Origin of the sequence: Pelagicoccus sp. SDUM812002, from assembly GCF_031127835.1 — a bacterium.
Classification (GTDB): Bacteria; Verrucomicrobiota; Verrucomicrobiia; order Opitutales; family Opitutaceae; genus Pelagicoccus.
Map to the genome: position 1 here is coordinate 32498 of NZ_JARXHX010000016.1, position 24151 is coordinate 56648.

Annotated in this window: 20 protein-coding genes; 11 read left to right on the plus strand and 9 right to left on the minus strand. The window is 52.8% G+C overall.

Annotated elements, in window-relative coordinates; all coding sequences use genetic code 11:
• Positions 1-92 precede the first annotated feature (92 nt).
• A complete protein-coding gene (locus QEH53_RS18735; RefSeq protein ID WP_309024748.1) occupies positions 93-911 on the plus strand; it encodes an SDR family oxidoreductase in 819 nt (272 codons plus the stop codon).
• A gap of 29 nt (positions 912-940) precedes the next feature.
• On the opposite strand, the gene QEH53_RS18740 is transcribed toward QEH53_RS18735, so the two are convergent.
• Positions 941-2263, minus strand: a complete 1323-nt coding sequence (locus QEH53_RS18740) for a mechanosensitive ion channel family protein (RefSeq protein WP_309024749.1) — start codon at positions 2261-2263, stop codon at positions 941-943.
• A 120-nt stretch (positions 2264-2383) separates the two neighbouring features.
• Between QEH53_RS18740 and QEH53_RS18745 the strand changes: the two genes are divergently transcribed.
• From QEH53_RS18745 to QEH53_RS18755, 3 genes are all read left to right on the plus strand, one after another.
• The gene (locus tag QEH53_RS18745; protein WP_309024750.1) at positions 2384-2566 is read left to right on the plus strand and encodes a hypothetical protein; all 183 of its coding nucleotides are present in this window, start codon (positions 2384-2386) and stop codon (positions 2564-2566) included.
• A gap of 430 nt (positions 2567-2996) precedes the next feature.
• Positions 2997-7694, plus strand: coding sequence for a chemotaxis protein CheB (locus QEH53_RS18750; protein WP_309024751.1), 4698 nt, complete (start codon positions 2997-2999; stop codon positions 7692-7694).
• A gap of 10 nt (positions 7695-7704) precedes the next feature.
• On the plus strand, positions 7705-8085 hold the full coding sequence (locus tag QEH53_RS18755; protein ID WP_309024752.1) for a response regulator: 381 nt from the start codon (positions 7705-7707) through the stop codon (positions 8083-8085).
• Between the two features lie 50 nt (positions 8086-8135).
• Here QEH53_RS18755 and QEH53_RS18760 read toward each other — a convergent pair whose 3' ends face one another.
• The 3 genes from QEH53_RS18760 to QEH53_RS18770 form a co-directional block, all read right to left on the minus strand.
• Positions 8136-9236 (minus strand): ATP-binding protein, encoded by a 1101-nt coding sequence (locus tag QEH53_RS18760; RefSeq protein ID WP_309024753.1) that lies wholly within the window; start codon positions 9234-9236, stop codon positions 8136-8138.
• Between the two features lie 525 nt (positions 9237-9761).
• Entirely contained in the window at positions 9762-10748 is a 987-nt protein-coding gene (locus tag QEH53_RS18765) for a diacylglycerol kinase family protein (protein WP_309024754.1), read from the minus strand.
• Positions 10741-11511, minus strand: coding sequence for a phosphatase PAP2 family protein (locus QEH53_RS18770; RefSeq protein WP_309024755.1), 771 nt, complete (start codon positions 11509-11511; stop codon positions 10741-10743). The genes QEH53_RS18765 and QEH53_RS18770 overlap by 8 nt, the downstream gene beginning before the upstream one ends.
• Positions 11512-11892: 381 nt before the next feature.
• Here QEH53_RS18770 and QEH53_RS18775 point away from each other — a divergent pair, with 381 nt between their 5' ends.
• Genes QEH53_RS18775 through rsfS form a run of 3 tightly spaced genes read left to right on the plus strand, consistent with a single transcriptional unit; the run spans position 11893 to position 13973 of the window.
• The gene (locus QEH53_RS18775; protein WP_309024756.1) at positions 11893-12957 is read left to right on the plus strand and encodes a sigma-70 family RNA polymerase sigma factor; all 1065 of its coding nucleotides are present in this window, start codon (positions 11893-11895) and stop codon (positions 12955-12957) included.
• 32 nt (positions 12958-12989) lie between these two features.
• Entirely contained in the window at positions 12990-13577 is a 588-nt protein-coding gene (gene nadD / locus QEH53_RS18780) for a nicotinate-nucleotide adenylyltransferase (protein ID WP_309024757.1), read from the plus strand.
• Between the two features lie 12 nt (positions 13578-13589).
• Complete coding sequence (gene rsfS, locus QEH53_RS18785) at positions 13590-13973, plus strand: ribosome silencing factor (RefSeq protein ID WP_309024758.1); 384 nt, start codon at positions 13590-13592, stop codon at positions 13971-13973.
• A 62-nt stretch (positions 13974-14035) separates the two neighbouring features.
• Here rsfS and QEH53_RS18790 read toward each other — a convergent pair whose 3' ends face one another.
• The gene (locus tag QEH53_RS18790; protein WP_309024759.1) at positions 14036-15103 is read right to left on the minus strand and encodes a DUF481 domain-containing protein; all 1068 of its coding nucleotides are present in this window, start codon (positions 15101-15103) and stop codon (positions 14036-14038) included.
• Between the two features lie 207 nt (positions 15104-15310).
• Here QEH53_RS18790 and QEH53_RS18795 point away from each other — a divergent pair, with 207 nt between their 5' ends.
• Positions 15311-15706: a type II secretion system protein gene (locus tag QEH53_RS18795; RefSeq protein WP_309024760.1), complete on the plus strand. Its 396-nt coding sequence runs from the start codon at positions 15311-15313 to the stop codon at positions 15704-15706.
• A 122-nt stretch (positions 15707-15828) separates the two neighbouring features.
• Positions 15829-17688, plus strand: a complete 1860-nt coding sequence (locus QEH53_RS18800) for a glycosyltransferase family 39 protein (RefSeq protein ID WP_309024761.1) — start codon at positions 15829-15831, stop codon at positions 17686-17688.
• 22 nt (positions 17689-17710) lie between these two features.
• On the opposite strand, the gene QEH53_RS18805 is transcribed toward QEH53_RS18800, so the two are convergent.
• Both QEH53_RS18805 and QEH53_RS18810 read right to left on the minus strand, forming a co-directional pair.
• Positions 17711-18478 carry a class I SAM-dependent methyltransferase gene (locus QEH53_RS18805; RefSeq protein ID WP_309024762.1) on the minus strand — a complete coding sequence of 256 codons (768 nt, stop codon included), beginning with the start codon at positions 18476-18478 and terminating at the stop codon, positions 17711-17713.
• 187 nt (positions 18479-18665) lie between these two features.
• Positions 18666-19433, minus strand: a complete 768-nt coding sequence (locus QEH53_RS18810; RefSeq protein WP_309024763.1) for a class I SAM-dependent methyltransferase — start codon at positions 19431-19433, stop codon at positions 18666-18668.
• Between the two features lie 90 nt (positions 19434-19523).
• Here QEH53_RS18810 and QEH53_RS18815 point away from each other — a divergent pair, with 90 nt between their 5' ends.
• On the plus strand, positions 19524-21632 hold the full coding sequence (locus QEH53_RS18815) for an HDOD domain-containing protein (protein WP_309024764.1): 2109 nt from the start codon (positions 19524-19526) through the stop codon (positions 21630-21632).
• Between the two features lie 99 nt (positions 21633-21731).
• Here QEH53_RS18815 and QEH53_RS18820 read toward each other — a convergent pair whose 3' ends face one another.
• Positions 21732-22100 (minus strand): thioredoxin family protein, encoded by a 369-nt coding sequence (locus QEH53_RS18820; protein WP_309024765.1) that lies wholly within the window; start codon positions 22098-22100, stop codon positions 21732-21734.
• A 62-nt stretch (positions 22101-22162) separates the two neighbouring features.
• Positions 22163-22960 (minus strand): RNA methyltransferase, encoded by a 798-nt coding sequence (locus QEH53_RS18825; protein ID WP_309024766.1) that lies wholly within the window; start codon positions 22958-22960, stop codon positions 22163-22165.
• A 98-nt stretch (positions 22961-23058) separates the two neighbouring features.
• Between QEH53_RS18825 and dinB the strand changes: the two genes are divergently transcribed.
• Positions 23059-24105, plus strand: a complete 1047-nt coding sequence (gene dinB, locus QEH53_RS18830) for a DNA polymerase IV (RefSeq protein ID WP_309024798.1) — start codon at positions 23059-23061, stop codon at positions 24103-24105.
• Positions 24106-24151 lie beyond the last annotated feature (46 nt).

A 24151-nucleotide genomic window follows, 5' to 3' on the forward strand; every position in this document is an offset into this window, starting at 1 on the left:
ACAACTCATTGTGCACTCCACCGAGAGCCTGTACTGAAACCTATCCGATCTAGAGCGACACACGGCGCGTATCGTGCAAGCCACTACAAGCTATGACCTCCAAAAATGAATACCAAGGTAAGGTGGCCCTCGTGACGGGAGCGACATCCGGAATCGGAAGAAAAGTAGCGCAATCAATCCTGACACTAGGAGCAAAGGTCGCGGTTAATTACCATTCGGAGGACGAAAAGAAGGAGGAAACCGAAAGGGACCTACAAACGATTCTCACAGTGGCTGGGCGGCCTCGCTCGGATTTGATGATGGTTAAAGCGAATATCGCTGAAGCTCCAGAGGTTGAGGATATGTTCACGGCGGTCGAGAAACAGCTCGGATCTCTAGATATACTGGTCAACAACGCAGGCGTGCAGAGCGATTGCCCGTCACACGAACTCGAAAACGACCGCATCCAGCTGGAAATTTCGGTGAATCTCATTGGACCCATACTTTGCTGCCGGGAGGCGCTCAAAGCGTTTCTAGCGAAGCCGAAGTCCAAGGGTTGTATCGTAAACATCAGCAGTGTTCACGAGAAGATACCTAAGCCTGGATTTCTCCCGTATTCCGTATCCAAGGGTGGACTACGAAACTTGACTCGCACGCTAGCGCTGGAGTACGCGGACCGAAACATTCGCGTCAACTCCGTCGGGCCAGGAGCCGTAGACACAAAGATGAACTCGAAGCTCTCCGACGACGCAGTACGCAAAGAGACGCTGGAAAACATTCCCGTGCGAAAAATCATCGATCCAGCCGAAATTGCCCGCTGCGTCGCGTACCTCGTAAGCGACGAATCCAAGAACCTGACCGGTCAATCAATAATTATCGACGGAGGGCTTAGCCTCTATCCCAGCTTCCAAGAGAACTGGTCCTCTAAGTAGGAAATTGAAATCGTTTTCAGCGGCCGAACTTACTCGCTCGGAACATCATCCAATAATAGGTTCCGGTCAGACAAGCGTTCGGTCTCCTCTCGAACCTGTTGGTCCAAGGAGTGGTCGGGCGACACATCTTCTGATTCAGAGCTAATGGCCCCTTCGCGATTAGGCTGCGAATCCTGAGGTGCTGGCACTGGTACGGCGACCTTTCGACGTTCGATTAGCACGCGATGTATTGGCTCTGGTAGATCCATGCCTGCCGCTTCCAAAGCAAGCTTCACGCGCCGTATTGCCTCACCTTTAACCTTCACAAAACTGTGCTCGGTTTGGTTTACCCACGCGAAAAAACTGATCGTCACGCTCGAGTCCGCTAGGCCGGCCACCACAGCCAGTGGAGCCGGTTCAGCGAGCACGCCTTCCATCGAGCTCAGTGTCCTCACCCCGATTCGACGAGCTTCAACCAAGTCCTCACCCGTGCCCACACCCACCGCAAAATCGAAGCGGCGCTCGGCATTTCGAGTGTAGTTGAGCATCACGCTTTTGAATACCATGGCGTTTGGCAGGCGGAGGTGGTTTCCATCCAAAGTCATGAGCGTGGTAGCTCTCGTATCCAAACTCACCACCTTGCCTTCATGCCCGTCAATCACCACATGATCGTGCGGTCGAAACGGGTGCCGAATACTGAGCAACATGCTCGCCACGTAGTTTTCGATCAAATCTCGGAAAGCAAAGCCAATTGCCAGACCGGCCACCCCCGCAGCCCCAAAGACTGCCCCCATCAAGGCGGTAGCATCGAGTACCTCCAAAGCGATCACCAGCCCTACCAGCATGATAGCCATACGCACCGCTTGAGCCACCACCTCTCTTAGGAATCTGTTCTTCTCAACGACGTGCCGCATCACTGCCGGACTGCCCACCCAACGACCTAAAACCACAAACGCTACTACGATCAGAACCGCTAATAGAAAAAGCGGCACATAGTTCACCAAGGTGACGACTTTCGCATAAGTACGCTCCATCGCCCCTTCCAAGCGGACCCCAATAGGTCCACCCAGCACCACCTCATTTCGTACTTCGATGACTCCCTCATGAGAACTGCTCACCTCCTCGGCAAGCCGTTGAAGGGCTCGATCTGACACCTCCCCCTCTAGAGTCACCACGCCGCCCTCTTCCGAAAGCTCGACCGATTCCAAGCCCTCTATGCGCGACAGCCGTTCCCTCAATTCAACCCCTAAATCGAGCCCTGAGCTAGAACCGGCAGCCCCTTCGGCCCCGCTCAGCTCGCCTCCAGTGTCATCCTGCCCGTCGGCGACAACGGAACCTAAAAACAAAATGACCCAAGCTAGTGTTGTATGCATGATTTATCACCGCAAAATGCATGCCACCGGTTACTACCCTTAGTGTCGAAGCCCGAGGGTCACAGAGGCAAATCATAGCCTTTTGCACGTTTTGGCGCGAAAAATGAAATGTCGCCCGCCATGAACACCATACTGACACTGTTGATGTATTTTGGCCTGGCCTCCCTGGCACTGTTCGTGATCGGCCTCATCATCCAAGCAACTCGGCGGCCTAAAAAGACCGAGCATAAGACTCCCACCAAATCCGAGCAACACGGCGGGACAGATCCGGACGCTCCTGCGGCAAACCAGCAAAGCAGTTGAGCTAGCCCTTCCCACAGTGGCACCGTCCGCTCCGACCCCAAAGCCAGAAGAAACCGCGGCATGAGCTGCGTTCACGCCGGAAACTAACGCAATATTTGATCTTCGGTCCTAGCTGTCGAACTGAGTCCTGATCCGCAACTCCTCCGCGAACCGAGTTAGCCTAAGAGTGAGGCGCCTGAGCTCCGCTAAACGGTGCACAATTCCAACCCATAGAGACCAATAATGCAGCTGCTTCAGATCGGCTCTCGTAGGAAAACCCTTGCGTTTTTCCAGACCTACTGCCGAGAAAACCATTTCCGAAGAAACCGAACCAGTGGGTCGAACGAACGAGGAAACGCGATTCAGCCAGATTGCATTTTGAAACCCACAATCACGAGATTTGCCCGGATTTCGCCTGATCTAAGTCGAAATTTTTAGCGATACAACCCACATGCGCGATACCACCTCCGACCACTTTCCCATCGTTGGCCTCGGTGCCTCAGCGGGAGGGCTCGAAGCCTTACAAGTTTTCTTTTCCAACGTTGATCCGCAATTTGAAGCAGCTTACGTCTTGGTTCAGCACTTGTCGCCTGACTTCAAATCGAAGATGGACGAACTCCTGGCCCGCAAAGTCGCCCTACCGATAACCGTGGCAACGGATGGGATGAAGGTCGAGGCGGGAAGAATCTACCTCATGCCCCCGCGAAGCGAGATGGTCATCAGCGACGGTGCCCTCCAACTCATAAAGGTCGACAATAACGACCACCTCAGCCTCCCCATCGATCATTTCCTCAAGTCGCTCGCCCGCGAGGCGGGCTCGCGGGCTATCGGGGTCATCTTGTCCGGCACTGGCACCGACGGCTCGCGCGGCCTCGCAGAGATTCACGATGCCGGCGGACTCGCCATCGTTCAAACTGCCGAAACTGCTAAATTCACCGGCATGATCGATGCCGCCACCGCCACCGGCAAATTCAACTTTCAGATCGATCCCGAAGCCATCCCCAGAGCCATCGCCAACCGTGCCCGCGATCTCGACCCGCGGACTGCTAGCATCGAGTACGATGCGACATACGACGAAGCGACCAAGGCCGTGCTGCTGCAACTTCGCAATCTCTACGGGGTCGACTTCACCCAGTACAATCCGACCATGATCCTGAGAAGGATCAACCGACGCATGGCACTCGTCGGCTCGAGCGACCCCCAAGACTATCTGCGGCGCCTCGCTGGCGACGAAAACCAGACTTCCCAACTTTTTCACGACCTCCTTATCGGCGTCTCCTCCTTCTTTCGGGACGACACCGCCATGCAGGCGTTGGATGAAAAAGCGATTCAACCCCTTGTACAGAAAGCTCAACCCAACGACGAAATTCGAGTGTGGGTGGAAGGATGCGCCACCGGGCAAGAGGCTTACACACTCGGGATTCTCTTCTTGGAAGCCATCCGCGAGTCGGGCAAGGACCTTCAGCTTAAGGTCTTCGCGACCGACGTGCACAAGGAATCGCTGGAAATAGCCGGACGAGGAATCTACGAGAAGGACGATCTCGAAACCGTAGAAGAAACACTCCGGGACCGATACTTCGAACAGAAAGGGCTTACTTACCGCCCCACCGAGGAACTTCGCTCGGTGGTTATTTTCGCCGTCCACAACGCTCTGGTTTCCCCACCGTTCACCCGCATGGACCTGATCTCATGCCGCAACATGCTCATCTACTTCAAGCCGAGCGCGAAAAAGAAGGTCCTCTCGCTCCTCAATTTCGGACTGAAACGAGATGGCTACCTATTCCTTGGCTCCAGCGAATCACCTTTCGGTCAAGAAACCGAATTCGAGACCGTCGACAAACGAGCGAAGATCTATCGGAAGATCGAGGCGACACGCACCAGCCCTGCCTCTCTCGTGAGCAGCACCTTTTCGACAATGCCTCAACTCAAGGCACTTCCTGCGTATTCACAGGGCTGGGACGAGAGATTTAGCCAAAGCCACCTCATTCGCACCTATGAAAGCCTCCTCGAGCAATTCATGCCTCGAAGTCTTCTCATCGATTCGGACTACACTGTTCTCCACACGTTCAACCAAGCCGAAGAGTTCATAAAACTGCCAGGGGGCCGAGCAAACGTGCGCATTCCGGATTGCCTCCCCGCGCCGTTACGAAATCCAGTATCCGCGCTTCTGAGACGGGTAAAGAACAGCAACGAAGCCTCCCGCTTGAGTGGCATCAAAATCGGCCAAGGGAAAGGGGACCCGCTGGAACTAGACCTCAGCGCCCGCCCGCTTTGGGATTCTCGAACTAAATCCTCCCGTTTCCTGCTGGCCATCGAAACCGCGGCGGAAGCGGTCGCGCTGGCCGATAGGAGTCCGCGCGAAAAGGAGGCCTTCGAAATGCCCGACAGCGATCACCTTAAATCGCTCGAGGACGAACTCAGCAGCACGCAAGAAAACCTTCACGCTGCCATCGAAGAACTTGAAGCAAGCAACGAAGAGCTACAAGCGACCAACGAGGAGCTGGTAGCTAGCAACGAGGAACTGCAAAGCACCAACGAGGAGCTCCAATCGGTCAACGAAGAGCTCCAAACCGTCAACGCCGAGCACCAGCAAAAGATCATCGAGCTCAGCGAGGTGACCAACGATCTTGAAAACCTCCTCGTCGCCTCTCAGGTCGGCGTTTTCTTCCTCGACGCGGATCTCAATATCAAGCGCTTCACACCGCTTGTCGCAAAGCTCTTCCACTTGAAGCCGGGTGACACCAATCGTCCGATAGAGGACTTCAAAAGCGACCTTGACTACCCCCAAATCTACGACGACCTGAAGAAGACATGCCAACAACAGTCACCCTTCGAAAAACAGGTGACCGACAAGCAAGGCACACCTTATCTGGTACGACTCTTTCCCTACCACGACGGTTCGGAATTCCGTGGAGCCGTATGCACGCTCGTCGACGTTTCCTCCATCAGCGAAACCGAGAAAAAGGCCCGCCTCCTATCGTCGATCGTATCAAGTTCTACAGACGCGATTTTCACTGTGTCGCTCGATGGGGAGCTGAGGTCATGGAACGAAGGAGCCGAAGCATTGTTTGGCTATCCAGCCAGCCAGGTATTGGGTAAAAACATAAGAGAGGTCTTTGGCTCTACAGAAAGGGCGAACACGGAAATCGACCGTTACCTCAGCGAAATACGGAGAGGGAGATCGGTCGAACCTTTCGAAACGGAGCGGCTCGCGCTATCGGGTAAGCTCAAACAAATTTCAGTTCAGGTATCCCCTCTGCTCGGCGTCCACGGAGAGCTCGTCGGAGCATCGATTATAGATCGAGATATCACCGAATTCGTCCGCAACAGAGACGTAATCAAGCGCCAAGAAGCTGAATCGCGCCTGATTCTTGAGAGCTTGGCGGAGGGCATCATCCGCTTGGACGCGCACGGAGTTTGCGTCGCGCTGAATACCTCCGCTGTCAAAATTTTGGGCTTCACGAAGAAGGAGGATGTGTTGGCTAAGCCGCTATACGAACTCTTCAATTCAAATCCTTCGCAGGAGTCTGTCTCCATCCCGAACCTCATCGAAAAAGGCCGTTCGCCTTCTCATCAGACAAACGCCCTAAAGTTCTCTTTCGAAGACGCCGCGGGGAAGCTCCGGCACATCGAGTTCAGCTGTAACTTGGTGAAGCACAGCGAGGGCGGGCACGTCGTCACCTTTCTCGATATTTCCGAACGGATCCAGTACGAGAAAGAGCGCGATTGGCTAACTACGGTCGTACATTCGTCATTGGACTTGATCAGTTCTACAGACTTGGAAGGCCGTCTCACTTTTATGAATACAGGCGGTCGGCAGCTTCTCGGAATCAATCGAAAAGACGACATTACGCGCTTCAACTTGTCGGACATCCATCCTCCAGAAATTCTTGAGCGCATCCAGAACGAGGGATTGCCTCAAGCCTTGAAGCACGGTCACTGGAGCGGAACAACCTCCCTTGTCGATCGGTCCGGAAGAATCATTCCGATTTCCCAAAGCATCTATTCTCATAAAAATGGCGATGGTGAAACCTATGCAATCTCCACCATTTGCCGCGACATGTCTGACTACAGCGCCTACGAAGACGCGCTGAAGCAAAGCGAGGCCGAAAGCCGACGCTACGCAACAACCCTTGCCAACGTTATAGACAACATTCCGGAATTTCTTCTAGTCGTGAATCGCGACTCGAAACTAGAATTCGCAAGCCAGAGTACTCGCTCGCTTTTGAATACTCTCGGTTTCGACGATGAGATCCCTTCAGCCGTCCGAACGCTCACAGAGCAAGTACTCGAAACAGGTAAGCCCTACGTCGCCTACGACTATACAGGTATCATTGAATTTAATTTTGGGGCACAAACCCGGTTCTTATTGCCGAGAATCCAACCGAACTTCGAAAAGGGCCGCAACGAAGGTGTCACCGGGGCAACTCTTCTGCTACAGGACGTAACCGAATTTAGGCTTCTAGACAAAATTAAGTCAGACCTGCTCAGCACGGTTAGCCATGAGCTAAAAACGCCAGTCACAAGCGTCAGGATGGCTCTCCTACTCATGCTCGATGAAAAAGAACGGCTAGACGAAACCCAGTCTGTTCTCATCGAAACAGCTGCGGAAGAAACTGAAAGGCTTCTGAGGACCCTCAACAGCCTGCTCGACCTAACACGCTTCGAGAGCGGTCGTAAACAGTTGGAGCTGAAAGCGATGCCCGCTGGAGATGTCGTGCGAGACATCATGCAATCTTTTGATACGCCGGCTAAACTCCAAGGGCTGAAAATTAATCTGGAGCTGGAGCCGGAGCTACCGGAGGTCATGGTCGACCTACACCACATTCGACACGCTTTGGGTAACCTGATCGGAAACGCGATTAAGCACAGCCCCACCCACGGTACCATCACAGTCAGATGCGAGGTGCTCGAAGAGCCGACCCGCGTGGAATTCTCAGTTTCCGATGAAGGCCCTGGCGTTCCAGATGAACTCCATGAACGCATCTTCGAACGCTTCTTTAAAGCGCCAACCAACACCAAACCAGGCTCGGGACTTGGCCTCAATATCGCCAAGGAATTCGTAACGGCCCAGCGAGGGGAAATCGGCGTTCGCAACAACAACAAAAACGGAGCTACGTTCTACATAGCCCTTCCTTATAAATCATAACTCACCACAGATGACTCAGCGCAAATATCACATACTGCTGGTTGACGACGAACCTTCTATACTCGTCACCTTCCGAATCGCTCTTACCCGATCCGGCTACGAGTTGACAGCAGAACCGATCTCCGAAAGGGGACTAGAGTTAGCCCAAAGCGAATCCTTCGACCTGATCATCGTAGACTATCGTATGCCTGGCCTCCATGGCGTCCAGTTTATCGAAGAAGTTAGAGAGTCAGGCAACAACACTCCTATCCTACTCATGAGCGCATCAGAATCTCCCCTCGATTCTGTAGCGCCTCAGTATCGAAATAATCTAAGCTTCGAAGCAAAACCCATGAGGCCCGAGAAGCTTCTCTCAGCTGTCGAAGACTTGCTAGCCGCTAGTAAAACATAATTCAGCGGAAGAGCTCTGTGAATCTGATTCTCACTACTCCTGGATCCCTCTCAATCAAGCGGGCCTTCTGGAAGTTTTAGCTTCGGTAGTCCAACCTTGAATACAGATCCACCCGCGGTGCCACCTGAGGACTCCAGAGAAAGAGATCCACCGTGCCTAGCTGCGATTTCCCTGCTAATCGTCAAACCTAGGCCCGTTCCTTCGAAGTCCGAGCGTCGCTGCAAACGGACCATGGGTTGAAAGATGTCAGCAGCCTTGTCAGCATCGATGCCGATACCGTTATCCTCTACCCGAATGATCACCGAACCCTGAGTCTCCTCTACCTTCAACTCGACCTTAGGATCATCGCTAATATTATATTTTAAGCCATTCTCAATCAGGTTTCCCAGCAATAAGGGGAACAAGCGTTCATCTACCACGACCTCCGGTAAGTCCTTTTCATATATGCATTGCCCTACGCCCCTCACGTCCTCTCGAAGTCCTCCAATCGCCATTTCAATAACATCGCTGAGGGACATTGACCGCAGCGCCATCTCTCCCCCTTGAGAGACGGAAAACTCACGCAGACCATGCAATATAGACAATATTCGCTCCAAATCGCTCTCAACTAGACCTAACAGTTCTTCGGGCTGTCTACCCAACTCGCCTAACTCTTCCTTGAACATTATCAGCGCATTACGGACGTTGCCCGCAGGGCCGAGCAGATCGTGGGACAATTGACTGGAAAACGTTCGAAGTCGCTCCTGCTGATCTCGGTTGCGAATTGCATAACGAACCGCACGCTCAAGGCTTTCTGAGCTCAATTCGATCCTTCGAAGTAAAAAATCGATGGAAGAACCCAAAGCTTTTTCGTCCTCCCACGTAACATTCGCACCCGCTAGCACCACGACTGCCAACGAGCCATGCTTACCTTCCAATTGCCGCAGTACCTTCTGGGCAGTCCCATTGCCCGAGAAGAAGTTCAGCAAAACGGCATCATAGCGGGCAGTATCGATTTTCTCATACAACTCTCGAGATGACATAGCCCAATCAAGGCTAAATTCCTCCCGCTCCCCAGCCAAAAGTTGCACAATTAAATCTCGATTATCTGCGTCCTCCTCAACGACCAAAAGTCTGACAATCTCGCTATTGGGTGGCTGAACAGACTTCACGCTCTAAGTGATGTTATATTGTTACGCAGTTCCCAACCGTTCGAAAGCAGACGGGCAGTGCACTTGAAACCGCATGAGATAGTGCAGCCTTCGTAAAGACCGAAAACAAATAATATAAAGTTCATACTTAAATCCCATCACGAGTTCATCGCAACATTCTAGCGTCTCCCATCTGTTTCGCTTTAAATATACGATTGAAACTCAATGACCCCGCTAAAAGGCATTGCAATTTCTTTGCCACTCCGCGCTCCGAACGTTAGAAATATCACGATACGCTTTAAGTGACAATAAATTCTCAACCACCGGTTAAATGACACATTAAAAGGTAACGTAATTCCGTCCGTCAAAGAAGAAACGACTCCTACCCAGCTTGAAAGCGGCGAGATCGCAGTATTCGGCTGGAATACGACAAGGCTCATAAACCACCGCTCCTTTGAACGGTCACGGGGACGAGTTTCGAAATGTGTCTCTGGAATTCCGATACGCAGAGATTCGAAATCTGCAATTTATTCGAAGTCTGATACACTAGGAATCTGACTTTTCGTGATACAACACCCGCAGAGCTTCCCGCTCCAAAGCAACGTCCACTGGTGTTCTAACATGTTTCAACTCTCCATCGATTGCCACCAATAGCTTCTTCCGGCCCCGTGCCTTGATTTCAAATTGGGATCCGTAAGCGATATCTAGATCAGGATCTTCCCGGGAACGCCCCATCAAGAAGTTGCATACCAAGCGAAATAAAGACCAACGCGATCGATGCTCAGAATATACGATGGAACACATACCTGCCTCTAAGCTATTCCTTTTCGGAATGATACCCAAATTATCTTCGTAGGTTCCTGGGATGAGAAACAACATCCTAGAGCTTAAGTTGCGAACAGTGCCGGAATCAACGTCTTGAACCGAGAGCTTCAAACTGCGCCCTCTGGTGAAAGCTTTGAAGAAAACGGCTGCAAGTCCCGTAAACTTACGCAACCAATTCCTTCCATGAAAAGATTCGCTGCGGCTGAGTAATTTCGGATAAAACCCGAACACCGCCATGCACAAACAGGCATGTCCTCCAATTTTCAATACGTCGATCTTCTTAACCGCATCGGGACGTAAAGACGCTGCTGCTTCCAAAGGGTCGAGCGGCGAGCCTAGGTCTCGCGGCGCTAAATTAAGAGTCCCGAATGGCAATATACCCAGCGGAGTGTCAGATCCGAGCATCATGCTCACAATGGAATTTGTCGTCCCATCTCCCCCCCCCGCGATGATCGCGCCCACTTTGGCCCGCTTAGCTTCCTTCACCGTCGATTCTATTTCCTGTCCTTGAACCTCGCAGATACGAGGTTCCCAGCCCCCTTCCTCGAGAACCTTTTGAAGATCGTTCTTAAAGTCGGCAGACCAAACATCTTTGACCGTGCCTGACTCGCGATTGACGATCACCGTGCAGGTTGTTTTCCCTGTCGATGGCTTCGTCTCGTCAGCGACGCTCTTAACGTCTGGTCGTTCTGGAGTGATACTAGACATGTGCAACCCTTTCGTTCGTGTAGAGACGGTCCGTCTCCCGACGAGGCAGGTAATAAAGAGCGAGTAACCACCACAGCAATGCCCACGTAGAGCCCGCGATCCAACCAGCAACCACATCCGTAGGCCAGTGCACTCCTAAATAAATCCGCGATAGACCAACTAGGATGGATGCGAAAACAGCTAGGGCCACAATGAATACCTTGAGCTTCACCATGGGCTGGCTGCTCGCTACTAACACTCCGGCGCTCAAGTAAATCAGTGCTGACAACATTGCATGCCCGCTCGGAAAACTCATCGTCAAGGTGTGCATTTCGTGGGGTACCAAGTCAGGTCGCGAACGATTATAGAACTCTTTAAGAAAACTGCTAACCGCGACTCCTGAAAGACTACTGGAAATTAGAAACGCGCTGGATCGGAGCTTGCCCGAAAGAAACAAAAAGATGGCACTCGAAGATACGAAGATGCCCAAGATGACGAAGCTCCCAAGGGCCGTTACATCACGAGCCAGCTCCTCCATCCACAGGGGACCAATCGGATCTCCAAGGTCGCTACTTTCCCGCAGAGACAACAGAATCGACTCGTCGAAGCGCCTAAGATCGTCCTCAGCTACCTCATCGGCGATCTCCAGAAAGCCCCAAGCGCCCAACGCGATCAAGAGACAGTAAAAAACCTGGCGAATGCTGTTCCGACGACGGTTTTTTCTTACGGCAACATTCCCTTGCTTCGGTTCCTCCTCTGACATGACCGCCATCACGCAATTCATGTGCCAGACACAAAAAGATATGAGCGAAGGCGGCACCTGCAACGCATACGGCAATTCACAGGTGCTAAATGCAACGCGAGAAAGGAGACGCAGCATTATGCACCCTACGATTTAAATACCAGCTCCGTAGCCTATTTTTCGATACACCGCTTTGATTAACATATAGACCCCTTACGCGAATAGCCCGATTGCAAGTGTCCCCATCTAATACGGGCCAAATCTATTCGGACGGTTGCAGTTTACGTTTAGATCATAGCTGGTCCAGTTTGCGCGTGACAAAGTCCCTCGATGGGAAGCTAACGAAACACTACGGTAAACTGCGAACTTGCTTCGAAAGACGGATCGCGCGAAGTTTGACGAAGCGCTGTTCCCTTCAAAAAGATGCCTACCATCGCCCATAGCCCAGCCAAAAAGGATCCGACGTCGACCGCCCCTCTGCAAGTCGCTCGGTTCCGTACTGCGTTAGATTGGATGATCGCTCACCCGAAATGGGAGGACCATTGGGTCTGCTCCGTGAACGAGCTGAGGTACAAAGGCCGTCGCCAAGGGATTAACCAACGCAACGCTTTGCGGAGCTTGCCCCTAGAACGAAAGCAGGAACTCATACGACACGCTCTCGGACAGGAGCTGCCCGCTCCCAGCTTTAGCGAAGCAAGACGACTTGCCCGACACTGGGGCGTCACCCAATACCGAGCCCGCAGCGACTTCGGCCGGCCCAGCCTCAAGGAATGGCAAGCCCTGCAGCAAAAGGTTCTCCTCCGAATCTCGGCTCGCTATGAGCAGTACAAAGAATCCCAAAGTGAACTGTTCAAAACCTTTCAGCACCTGCCAATCGAAGGCGCGCTCGCCAGTTGCAATCGAACGTCGCAACGAGAGGACGCATGCCAAGAGGCTCGGCTGGCCCTACTGGAAGCGATCGACCGAATCGAACCGAGCGAAAACTTTGAAGCGTACGCACGCCAATGGATTAAGCGGCGCGTGCTAAACTTCATCATGCAGGAGCGCGTTCCCGTAAAGGCTCCCATCAATATGATTTCGAAGAGCATACGAGGCGATAAGGGAGCGAACCCCAATCTAGCTAAGGCCATACGCGAAGGAACCGTTCAGCTCGACCATCCGGATTCCCCCCAGAGCTCAGGAGATCCCAGTCTCGTGTCCGAGCAGGAAGATTCGCCTCATCGCACCGCGATGAAATCTGACGAGTTTCATCAGCTGAGCCTCGCCCTCGCGCAACTTACGAAAAAACAGCGCGAAGTCGTGGATCGCCGCTTTGGACTCGGCAATCACAGCAGTGGGCAGTCCCTAGCCCAAATCGCTATTCAAACCGGGATCTCGCGCCAGCAAGTTTACCAACGAGAGAAGCGTGCCCTGCACGCCTTAAAAACGAATCTCCTAGAACTCGCAGAAGAACTGAGTATCGAGGGCGCTCGGTCGTGCGACTATTGACACAGGCTTCGATTCCGCGAGAGCTTCGCCCAGTGACTGAGCGCATAGGCATAATAGGAGGTAGCTTCGATCCCATCCACAACGGTCATCTGATCATCGCATTGGACGCCAGCGAACAATTCGAATTGGATTTGGTCCTCTTCGTGCCCGCCTTCCAAGCCCCATTGAAAAGCAAAGCTCCCGAATCCACTCCCCCACAACGGATGAGGATGGTGGAACTCGCTACCGAGGAGGAGCCGAGATTCGCCTGCTCAGATGTCGATTATCGTTGCGAATCGACTAGCTACTCGGTCCGAACCGCCCAAATCCTAAGCCAAGAGCATCCAGCTGCTAGTTTGTTTTGGATTCTCGGAGCCGATCAAATCGCGCAGCTGCATCTCTGGAGAAACATCGAAGAACTCGCCAAGCTCGTCAGCTTCATCGCCTTCGAACGGCCAGGATCCGCTTACCATTTCGCAGACGAACTTCCAACACACACCCGCATTCTGCGAGGTCAGAGCAGGCAGCTAGAAATCAGCTCCACCGAAATCCGCGACCGATTTAAATCGGGTCGCTCTGCCAAGTACTTCTTGCCAGCGAATGTCTTTGATTACATCAAGGCCGAAAATCTCTATTCTTAGAGGCGAAAAAACATGAGCACCAAATCAAACGTAGAACTAAAAGGCGAAGAGCTGTTAGCCCTTTGCTGTAAGACCTTGGCCGACGCCAAGGCGGAGAACATCGTAGCCCTCGACGTACGGGAAACGTCCTCCATCACAAACTACCTGGTGCTCGCTTCCGGCTTGGCCGAAACTCACTTACGGGCACTGAGACGCGACCTAGACAAGGCCCTAAAGAGCCACAAGGTCAAAATCCTCGGTGTGGACGAAGGCGACTTCAGCGGCTGGGCCGTTGTCGACGCCTTTGACATCATGATACACCTCTTTTCAGAAGAGACGCGTGAGACGTACAAGCTCGAAGCATTGTGGAAGGACGCTGTTCCAGTAGACGTAGAGCGGCTCCTCGAGGCGAAGTAAGCGCGACGATAGCCCGGCTGACGCTCGGAAAGAGCTGAAAGAAGGAGCGAAGATCCCCAGCCCTAGAACGCGTACCCCAAGGAACTGATGAAGCGGCGATCTTCCCGCAACTCCTCCGCGAGAGAATTGTCGACGCCAAGCTCGTAACGGATCGAGAACTTTACGGACTTCGACAAAGCTGAAGTGACAGCGGTGGAAAAATTTATTTCATAGCCTTCGGTGTCTTCCAAAGGCATCGCGATGTTGAAGTCTTGCTTCAAACGAATCCTCTCGGACATCCGGTAATCCCAGTCTTGAAAGACGCTCACAAGGTATTCGACTTCCGATTCGGTTTCGGGGATCGACCGCCAACGTCCGCTCGCTCCGAGACCGGCCGACAGAGTCGAGTACTCCTTGTCGAAAAAGCGCGTTCCCAGACCAAATTTCTGTTCGAGGCTAGCGTCGATCAATTTGATTTGGTCGTTAAAATAATCTGACTCCGATTCGTAGAAAACGCCGGGCCCGATGTCTTTTCGCCAACGATAGCTTGAACTCAAGCGGTCCCGTGTCACCGAACCGTTTGCCTCCCCATAAGCGTACTCCGCTTCGATGTTTATCCGGCTCGACTCGAATTCCCGATCCATGTCCAGGCGATAATTCTGGGTGGATTGGTCTTTGCGCCCCGAACTCGAGTTCAAGCCGAACTGTAAACTCTTGTCCCACTCGGGCAAAATGTCGATTTCGTCATCTAAGTCGCCTATCGCCGCGAAGATGCGGTAAATGAAACTCCGCTTCCGAGCAGGACTCGTATCCTCTTCCTCAGAGCCTTCGATCACGTTATCAGGGGCAGGAACGTCTTTCACCACCCGCGATTTCTCCGGAGTAGAAGCGATATTCGTTTCAGCGATCGCCTTTGCAGGGGACTGGAGAGCCTCCGCTTCGACGCTAGATATCCTCACAACTTCAGCTACTCGATCTTGGGGGAGCGATATTTCGCCGAGATAGTCGACCGAGATTCTTATCTCGTATTCATCTTCGCTCAAGAGAGAGCCAGAGAGGCTGTCTCCATTGTCTAAAATAACCTGAACGTCCTGCGAGTGCGAGGACGCGACAAAGATCGTCAATAAAGCTGATAGGAAAAACTTACTCATGGTTATTAGGTGGCCAGCTCTATTCGGAGCGTGAGAAACGCGAAAACACAAACGGTTAATTCGAAAAAAAATGTAAACGGAAGGCAGGTTACTGATTTTCCCTACAAAGCCGCCCAAACGGTTAAAGACGCCTTTCCGACCTGTCGTATTTCAAAGGGTTCGTATCCAAATTCATCAACCGAACAATTAACTTAGGAAAATATCATTATGCATAAGAATACATCCAAAAAAGGTTTCACACTCGTAGAAATTATGATCGTCGTAGTCATCATCGGCCTCTTAGCTGCGATGGCTATCCCAGCCTTCCAGAAGGTTCGTCAGGACTCACGCGAATCCGCTGTATCCAACGATGCACGCCAGCTCGCATCCGCCGCTCAGCAGTACATGCTCGAGAACAACACCACTACAGTAACTGTAGGCTACAGTGCCGACGACGGAACAGTAGGTGCCGATCTGACTCCATACGTTCGCCGTATCGGAACTGGCTACGCTCTCTCTGCTACCTTGGGCATCGACAGTGACTTCACAATCGGTCACCCTCAGATCAAGACTGATACGAACACGACCATCCTCACTTTCACAGCTGAAGGTCAGCAGAAGTAAAGCCTGATCGAGCTAATTTAAGATCTCTTCGGGAGGCGCGCTGCTTGCAGTGCGCCTTTTTCGTTTGCGGACGCGAAAACCACACTCCAAAAGAGGCACGTTCTATCCGATCATCTTGGGCAATGAAAACAATCAACCGCGACCCTCTCACTTCAGACACGCGCAAACTGAGGCTTATTCTTTTCGTGTTCAGCGCCGCCCTATCAATTGGATTGGCGTTTTTCATACCTGACCCTGAGCTGGCCGAAAATCTCTTCATCTATTCCGGCTACCCGATGATGTTCCTATTGGTCGCAGTCTGGGGAGTATGCCTTTCCCAAGCTAAATCCATCAGACTGCCAAACCTACAAGCGTTTCTGTCTTGGAGGACCCTCGGACCCTTAGCTGCCGTCGTATTCCTAACCGTCTTCCTATACACTCGCGAAGGAGGCGGCTTCAAGATCCCGTTCGACGAGCAACTGCTCACAAACGTATCCATGAATATGGACGCCCGTCATCTTCCAGTTGTAAGCGAGACTGCGCTGGAGAACCTTTCCCGCCTTGAGATGATAGATAAGCGACCGCTGCTCTATCCGTTTATCTTATCCCTCGTTCACGGAGTTTTTGGATACAGTTCGAGTAACGCTTTCTACCTGAACTTTGTTCTAACCGGCGTCTTCTTACTGCTATTGTTCAAGATAGTAGAGAGAATCGCGAATCGCCAGTCCGCGTATTTCTCAATAATTCTCGCGGCACTGATGCCGATTATCAGCCAAAACTCCAGCGGCGGCGGGTTTGAGATGCTGAACCTATGCTGTATTCTCGCAGTTTCGCTGGTGTCTATGGACTTTTGGTCCAATCCAGACCAGAGAAATCTGTCCACACTCCTTCTCACCGTCGCTGCAGCCTCGAACGTTAGATATGAATCGGCATTAATAGTCGTTCCAGTAGCCGCTCTCGTATTCACAAACTGGATAAGACAAAGAAAGGTGGACCTCCCATGGATTACTCTTCTGATCCCCTTCTTCTTCCTTCCGCTGGTCTGGCAACTTAGAGCAATCGCGGTAAACCCACAACGCTTCCAGTACCAAGTGGATGGAGAAGGCTCATTCAGCTTATCCTATATTTGGTCTAACCTCGAGAGCGCCTACCGTTTCTTCTTTCTACCGAACGACATCTACGCGAGCTCTCCATTTGTCAGCTTCATCGGAATTGCTGGTATTTTTTTGATTGGTTCCCTGTGCCTAACTCGGACCAAAAAAATATTCCACAACAACCCAAACCGGGTAGCCTTCCTCGCTACAGCTGGGTATTGCTTAATCCAACTCGCTTTCATTCTCACCTTTTTCTACGGGAAGCTTGATATCACGATCACTGCGAGGCTTGGCCTTCCCTTCATGCTGCTCATTTTCATTTGTGGGTCGATCATCCTATCCTTGGCGTTCAATGCCAAAAGCTGGAGTCCGTTAGTGGTGGCTTTGTTTTTGGCCGTTAGTGCTTCGTATTCATTTAAACAATACTCCAAAGCAAGGTACACATCTTTCAATACCACCAATGCGAGAATCGAGTGGCTATTGGATTTCGCAAGAACTCGACCCGCAGAGAACAGTCTCTTCGTCAGCGGCTACCCTAGGATTTACGAGATCGAGGGGATGAATAATATAAGCATCTCTCGTTTCAAACTCGAACCACAAAAAACTCTATTCAGCTTGGAGCATAAAATCTATGACCATATCTACGTCATTCAGGGCGGAAAGATTACAGCGTCCGAAAAGGGGGTGGAGAAGACTGTGCTCCCCATCCATGAACTGAGTCCAGCTTTCGAACTCGAAACGATTAGAGAGTCCTCGTTCACAACCCACAATTTTATCAGGATTAGCAAATTGGTGCACGTGGACCCATCACTGCATACTGAACCGATAGCGATGCCTGACGCAGTTCCTAGCCAGTACTATAGCCCCAGCAAAGAGGAAATCATCCAGTACCAAGAAAGCTTTCTGTAGCCTTTCTGTCCGCAGGACGCGCTTAATTCAACTTCGCCTTACGTCCTACTAGCACCAAGTTTTTTCCGACAGGGACAGGGACCACTCGTTCGAGCATTCGCGTAACCGGTACTCCGATACGATCGTAAAGACCTACGCTGCCTTTGGTAAGTCTTCGGCCCATGAGCTTCATCATGACAAACCAAGGCAAAACACCCAAAACATCCGCATATTTAATACGCTCGACCGTGAAGCCCGTGCTCAGCAGGAGCTCACTGCCACTCGACTTGTCGTAGCGCCTGAAGTGTCCGAGGCTACGGTCGAAGTCGCTGTAGAGCCACTGCAAAGCGGGTACGTAAATCAGCACACAACCACCAGGCTTGAGCATACGATAAACAGCCTCTAGTTCGGCAGCGTCGTTTTCGACATGCTCCATCACATTGTTGTAAACCACCGCATCGAATCGTTCACTGTAGCGGTCGGCGACATCTGTCACATAAGCGTTTACAGTCTCGAGCCTATCTTCTTCTCGGAAACGATTCTCGAGTAGTGAGTGCATTTTCGATGACGGCTCGAACGCGTGGATGGAGCTAAGTTCAGCCTGAAGCAGGTACCGTGAAAAATTTCCGCAGCCCGCTCCTACATCCGCGACATCGCCTTTCAGGTAAGGAGCAAACTCCTCCACAATCCACTTAGGGTAGTTTTCAGCTACCTCCATGGCTTCTAAGTCCGTGCCATCATATTCGAAAGCTTCCGCCGATGAATCGACGGTTAACGGCACCTGGAGTTCAGTCAGATTGGTCGGGTTCATGAATTCAGAGCTTTAAAGTCAGAGTGCTGTACAAGAAACTCCATCGACTCCTACTGGCTCGCCTTGAGACCGATCCCCAACAATCGGAACTTTTCACCTATCTCTGCGATGCACTCGACACGCCTGAAGATGGCTATAGGTCCACGGGAAGAAGCGCGTCTAGAGCCTCCCGCGGCCGCCGTAAGCGCTAGATTCGAGCCAGGTATACCAACGACTCGCTATCGGGCTCGGGAGGCTCGAAGTCAAAATCCCCATACACCGAAACATCGGAAAACCCGGCTTCTCCGAGCCGCACCATCATTTCGTGCGGCAAATGCCAACGAATCGTCATCTCCTTGGTTTCAGAACTTACCAAATCTCCCGCTGCATCCCATCTCTCAAACCTATTTTTAAGAACCAGCCGCTGCTTATGGGTGTCGATCTGCCAAGCCTGAAAGGCAACTAATTGCTCCCCAATCTCCGGGAGATCGACTCGCTTGCGCTCTTCCATCGGACAGCTCTCGCGCCCATCCCAAATCATTTCCCAAGGCATGTGCGTGGACACGATAAGCTGTCCGTCTTCCCTCAAGTGCTTGCGGCAGCAATCGAAACACGCCTCCAACTCCACGTCCTCGAGCAGCATTTGGACACTGAACCCAGGAACCAAAATCGATCCAAACCGCCGGTCCCCAAGGTCAAAGTCTCGCATATCGCCGCGCACCAACTCCGCAGTCGCTCCCGCTGACTCCAAGCGGCTAGCGCATAAGTCCAGCATCGTCTGAGATCCATCCAAGCCTACCACCTCTTTCCCGTCCTCGGCGAACGGAAGCAAAATGCGGCCCGTGCCGCAGCCTAAGTCCAGGATCGGACCATCCACCAAGTCTACAAACCATTGATAGAAAGAGAGGTCCTCGAAATCGCTCAATTCATCCAACTGGTCGTAGAGCTCCGCCTCCATTCCCTCGTAATCGTACATTTGCGACATCCAGCAAACCCTGCCTGTACCGCAGAAGTACGCCAACCCTAATCCTACTAGGCGAAACCCGCTCATTCTCAATGCCCCGGAATGAGTACATCCCTTCAGCTGCAGCCTTATAGAGACCCCTTTCTCAAGCTATTTGCCTCCCAACCGTTTTTCCTGCAAAGCCGACTAGGCAAATCCTCTTCCCCTTTCGACACCAACGGCACTAAAATGACCACGCGGATCCTCATTATCGACGAAGACTTAAACTCTCTGCGAACCTATCGGGACACCCTCTCTCCCAAGTCGAAACAATGGTCCGTCGATTATGCAGAAAACGTCGAACAGGGTCTGGAATCAGCGGCGGCGAACAAGCCTGACATCGTGATCGTCGACCTGTCCGTTAACGATGGACACGGCAACGACATCCTGACCCGATTCGAAAAGTCCGCTCCAGAAGCCCAGCTCTTCATCACAGCCAGCGAGACCGACAAACCCAAACTCGAATCCACCCTCGGAGCCTCCTTCCAGTTTTTGCCAAGCCCATGCCCAGCCCAAAGACTGGTGTCCGAAATCCAACGCTGCGTCGCCATCGACAACTGGCTTGGAAACGACCGCGTCAAGGAGATCGTAGCCAAGATGGGCAAGTTTCCCAGCCTGCCGCCCATCTATCTGAAGGTCGTCAACGCCCTTAACTCGAAACACGCCGACACTGACTCCATATCCCAAGCCATCGCCGGCGACCTCGCAATTTCAGCGAAAGTCCTTCAAACCGTAAACTCCTCCTTCTACGGCTTCGACGAAAAGATCTCAAATATCGCCGATGCGATCAGCATCCTCGGTACTGAGTGCGTAAAGAATCTCGTCCTCGCAATCCAGGTTTTCAACAACATCGGCCGCTCGGCTGACCAGAAGTCAATCACCGACGAACTCTGGCACCACAGCATGTCAGTGGCAGTTGCCGCCCGTCGCGTGGCCTCTTACGAATCGAAAAACGAAAAGGCAGGCGAAGAGGCCTACACCGCTGGACTGATGCACGACATCGGGAAGCTCATTCTACTCGACGCCGTCCCCCAAGAGTTCGCCGAAGCCCGTAAGCTAGCCAACGAAACCTCGATTTCCCAAGCAGAAGCTGAGACCCAAATCATTGGCTGCAACCACGCCGAAATCGGAGCTTACGTACTTGCCCGTTGGGGAATGCCTACCTCGCTCACCGAAGCCGTAGCCCTTCATCACGAGCCAATCAATTCCTTCGGCAGGTCCTTCTCAGCTCTCGCGGCCGTGCACGTCGCCAATGCCATCGTGCACCACCGCCAAAAGCCCGGCCACCCCAGCGCTGCCATTAGTGAGGCCTACCTCGTGGAAATCGGAAAGTCCGACTCTTGGGACGACTGGCTCGCTGTATCATCAGGCAATAAACCTGCGCCCAAGGAAAAATCCGGACTTTCGCTCAAGAAGCAACCGAACACCTCACCTTCCTCTGCCCAACAGCAAACGCAGGCTGCGGCCTCAAAGGCTAACGAGCCAGAAACCGCGACAGAAACCTCCGGTTCCGACACTGCCGCACTGCAACCGGAGCAGGAAGCGTCTCGGAAAAGCAAGACTCCCCTTCTCGCCTTGGCTGCATGCGTCGCGCTCGCAGCTATCGGTATCTACCTATTGAATACCGTTGATAACTCCGACCCGTTCGAGGATTTCGCTTTTGAAGACGAACCCATAGAAAAGCTCCCCCATCTCACCGAGACCGAGCAACGTTCGGACCAAACAGCTAACCTCGACGAGAGCGAACCCGCGATCAAAGAGGAGAAAGCTGTTGAATCGACGGGGCTCGCCTCCAAAATCAAGGCAGCTCGAGATCTTTCCGAACTCTCAGGGACCGAAGACGCCCTACAAGAAATTTTCGACTCCCAAGAGGAAACAGCGCCTCTATCGACAAGCGAGGTGGCGGTGACAGCTCCTGAGCCCCGAGAGGTTAGCACGATCTCCGAGACCAAGAACGAGCTGCCTCAACCTCAGCTTCCAAAGGTCGAAGACCTATTTCCAAATATCGAGCTCGCCGGAATTTTCTACAACTCGGAACGCCCCCTAGCTAGCGTCAACGGCAGAATCCGCCGCGTCGGCGACACCGTGAGCGGCGCCCAGATCGTCCGCATCGACCAGCACCAAATCATCGTCAAGTACGAGGAAACGCTCCGCTCCTTCAAGCTCAACTAAACGTGGGATCCGGGCCAGCAGGCCAGCCTAAATCACCTTCACAAAAGAGCCTGAACCTCCACAGAGGTGCGGGCTTTCAAATTTGAGTTCTCAGCTGGCTTAGAAAGCGCTGGAATCCACGCTCTCGATCCACTGAACGTAGCTCGCGGCGTCGCCGTCATCGATGAACTCCGTCGTCCCCTCCACGTCGCCTTCCGCCGAGTAGAACATTAGGAAGGGAATGCCGGTAATCCCGAAACGTTCGCGAATCCCTTCCTCATCTTCCGACTTGCGCGGGATCAAAATCTTGGCGCCCAAGATGTCCTCGCTCTCCAAATACTTGTCCAAGGCATCGCTCTCCTTGAGAACTCCATCCAAGGCGTTGCACCATTTGCACCAGTCGCCGTTGCCCTTGAAAATCACCAAGAGACGCTTCTCTTCATCAGCACGTTTCGCCAAAGCCTTTTCGATATCGGAGATCCATTTCATAGGCCGCCCATCCAAAGGCCCCCGAAAAAACAATCAATCCCCGATTCCCTAATTCACTCCTCCTAAACCCGCCACTTCGCCAAAAAGACCGAAGCCGCCGCAGCTGCGTTCAAAGAGTCCCCTTTTCCGAATCGTGGAGCGAAAATCCTGCCCGTCGCCGCGGCCGAAACCTCGTCTGAAACCCCTCGAGCCTCGTTCCCAAGCACGATCGCGCATCGCTCAGGAAACGCGAAGTCCGACAACGAAACCGCCGACTCGTCCAGCTCAGTCGTGAAAACGTGGATACCAGCTTCTCGCAATCTTGAAACCGCATCCACTAGGTCGACACCCACTGCGACGGGAAGGTGAAACAGGCCACCCATCGTCGACCGCGCCGTCTTACCATTCTCCAGTTCAGCGCAACCCTTGCCAAAGATAACGCCGTGCATCCCAAACCAATCGCAGCTTCGCACGATTGCTCCACAATTTCCGGGATCGCCCAGCTCATCGAGCAACACCAACCTGACCGGCCCGACCTCAGGCAGCGTCTCCATTAGCTTTTCTAAATCGCAGCCCACCCGGTCCACCAAAGCCATTACCCCTTGAGAAGCTTTCGTATCCGAAAGTTGGCCCAACTGACTGGCCGTCCCTTCGTAAGCTTCTCCCGCTCGCCCGAGCGCCTCGTCCAAGATCGTCTCCTCTCCGGTCTCCCGACGAGCCGATGGATCAAAAACCAATGCATGCAGTCGACAATCCGCCTTCATCGCTTCGTCTAAAAGATGCCAACCCTCTACAAAGAAACGGTCTTGCTCCTCTCTCGTTTTCTTCTGCAGGAATTTTCGAAAGATTGTAAGTTTGGTCTTGGATAAAGCCGTTGGCATTCGAGCAGTAAGAGCAACAATCCGAAATTTCAGAAGCAGAAACTTTCCACCAAACCACTCAGCACCCTAACCCAAAACCCATCAACAAAAAGAGACAGATCATCCACATCGATATGGACTGCTTCTACGCTGCCATCGAAGTGCGCGACCACCCGGAACTTCGGGGCGAGCCCGTCGCAGTCGGGGGAAACAGCAGCCGACGCGGCGTTCTCACCACCTGTAACTACAAAGCTCGGACCTTCGGCTGCCACTCTGCCATGCCCACCTTCCAGGCCATGCAACGTTGCCCACACCTAATCGTCATGCCCGTGCGCTTCGATGTCTACCGCCGCGAAAGCCGACGCATCCGACGCATTTTCCAAGACTATACCGAGCTCATCGAGCCCCTCTCACTCGACGAGGCCTACCTCGACGTGTCCCATCACCAGAGTTCGGGAGCGACCCTAGCCAAGGAAATCCGGCGACGCATCCGCCAAACGACCGGTCTGACTGCGTCCGCCGGCATTGCTCCTAACAAGATGCTCGCCAAAATCGCCAGCGACTGGCGAAAGCCAAACGGCCAGTACGAGGTCAAGCCCAACGGTATCGAATCCTTCATGCACGACCTCCCAGTATCCAAAATCTGGGGAGTCGGAAAAAAGGCCGCCGCCCGGCTCGCTTCCCACAACCTCAGGACCTGCGGCGACTTGCAGCAAAAAAGCCGTCTTGAGCTTCAGCAACTTTTCGGAAAATTTGGCTCAGAGCTGTACGAGCTCTGCCGCGGTATCGACCATCGCGACGTAGTTTCAAATCGCATACGTAAATCCATGAGCTGCGAACGAACCTACTCCAAGGATCTTGAATCCATCGAAGACCGCCAGCAGCACGCCGCCGATATTTTCCAAGAGCTCTCCCACGACCTCGCTCGCTTCAAGAGCGACCGTCCCATCGCCAAACTCTTCGTCAAGTGCAAGTACTCCGATTTCACTCGCACGTCCATCGAGCGCAGCGGCCTCCCCTTCCAGCTCTCCAGTTTCCAAGATCTCCTCGACGAATCCTACGAACGGCGCTCCGACCCGATACGCCTCCTCGGCCTCGGCGTGCGATTCGTCGATCCCGAAGCGCAAAGCCGCTCCACTCGACAGCTCGAGTTTGACTGGGGGTAGGCACGAACTTGGTCGCTAACCCATAAGCAGCCTCCTTAGACTAAAA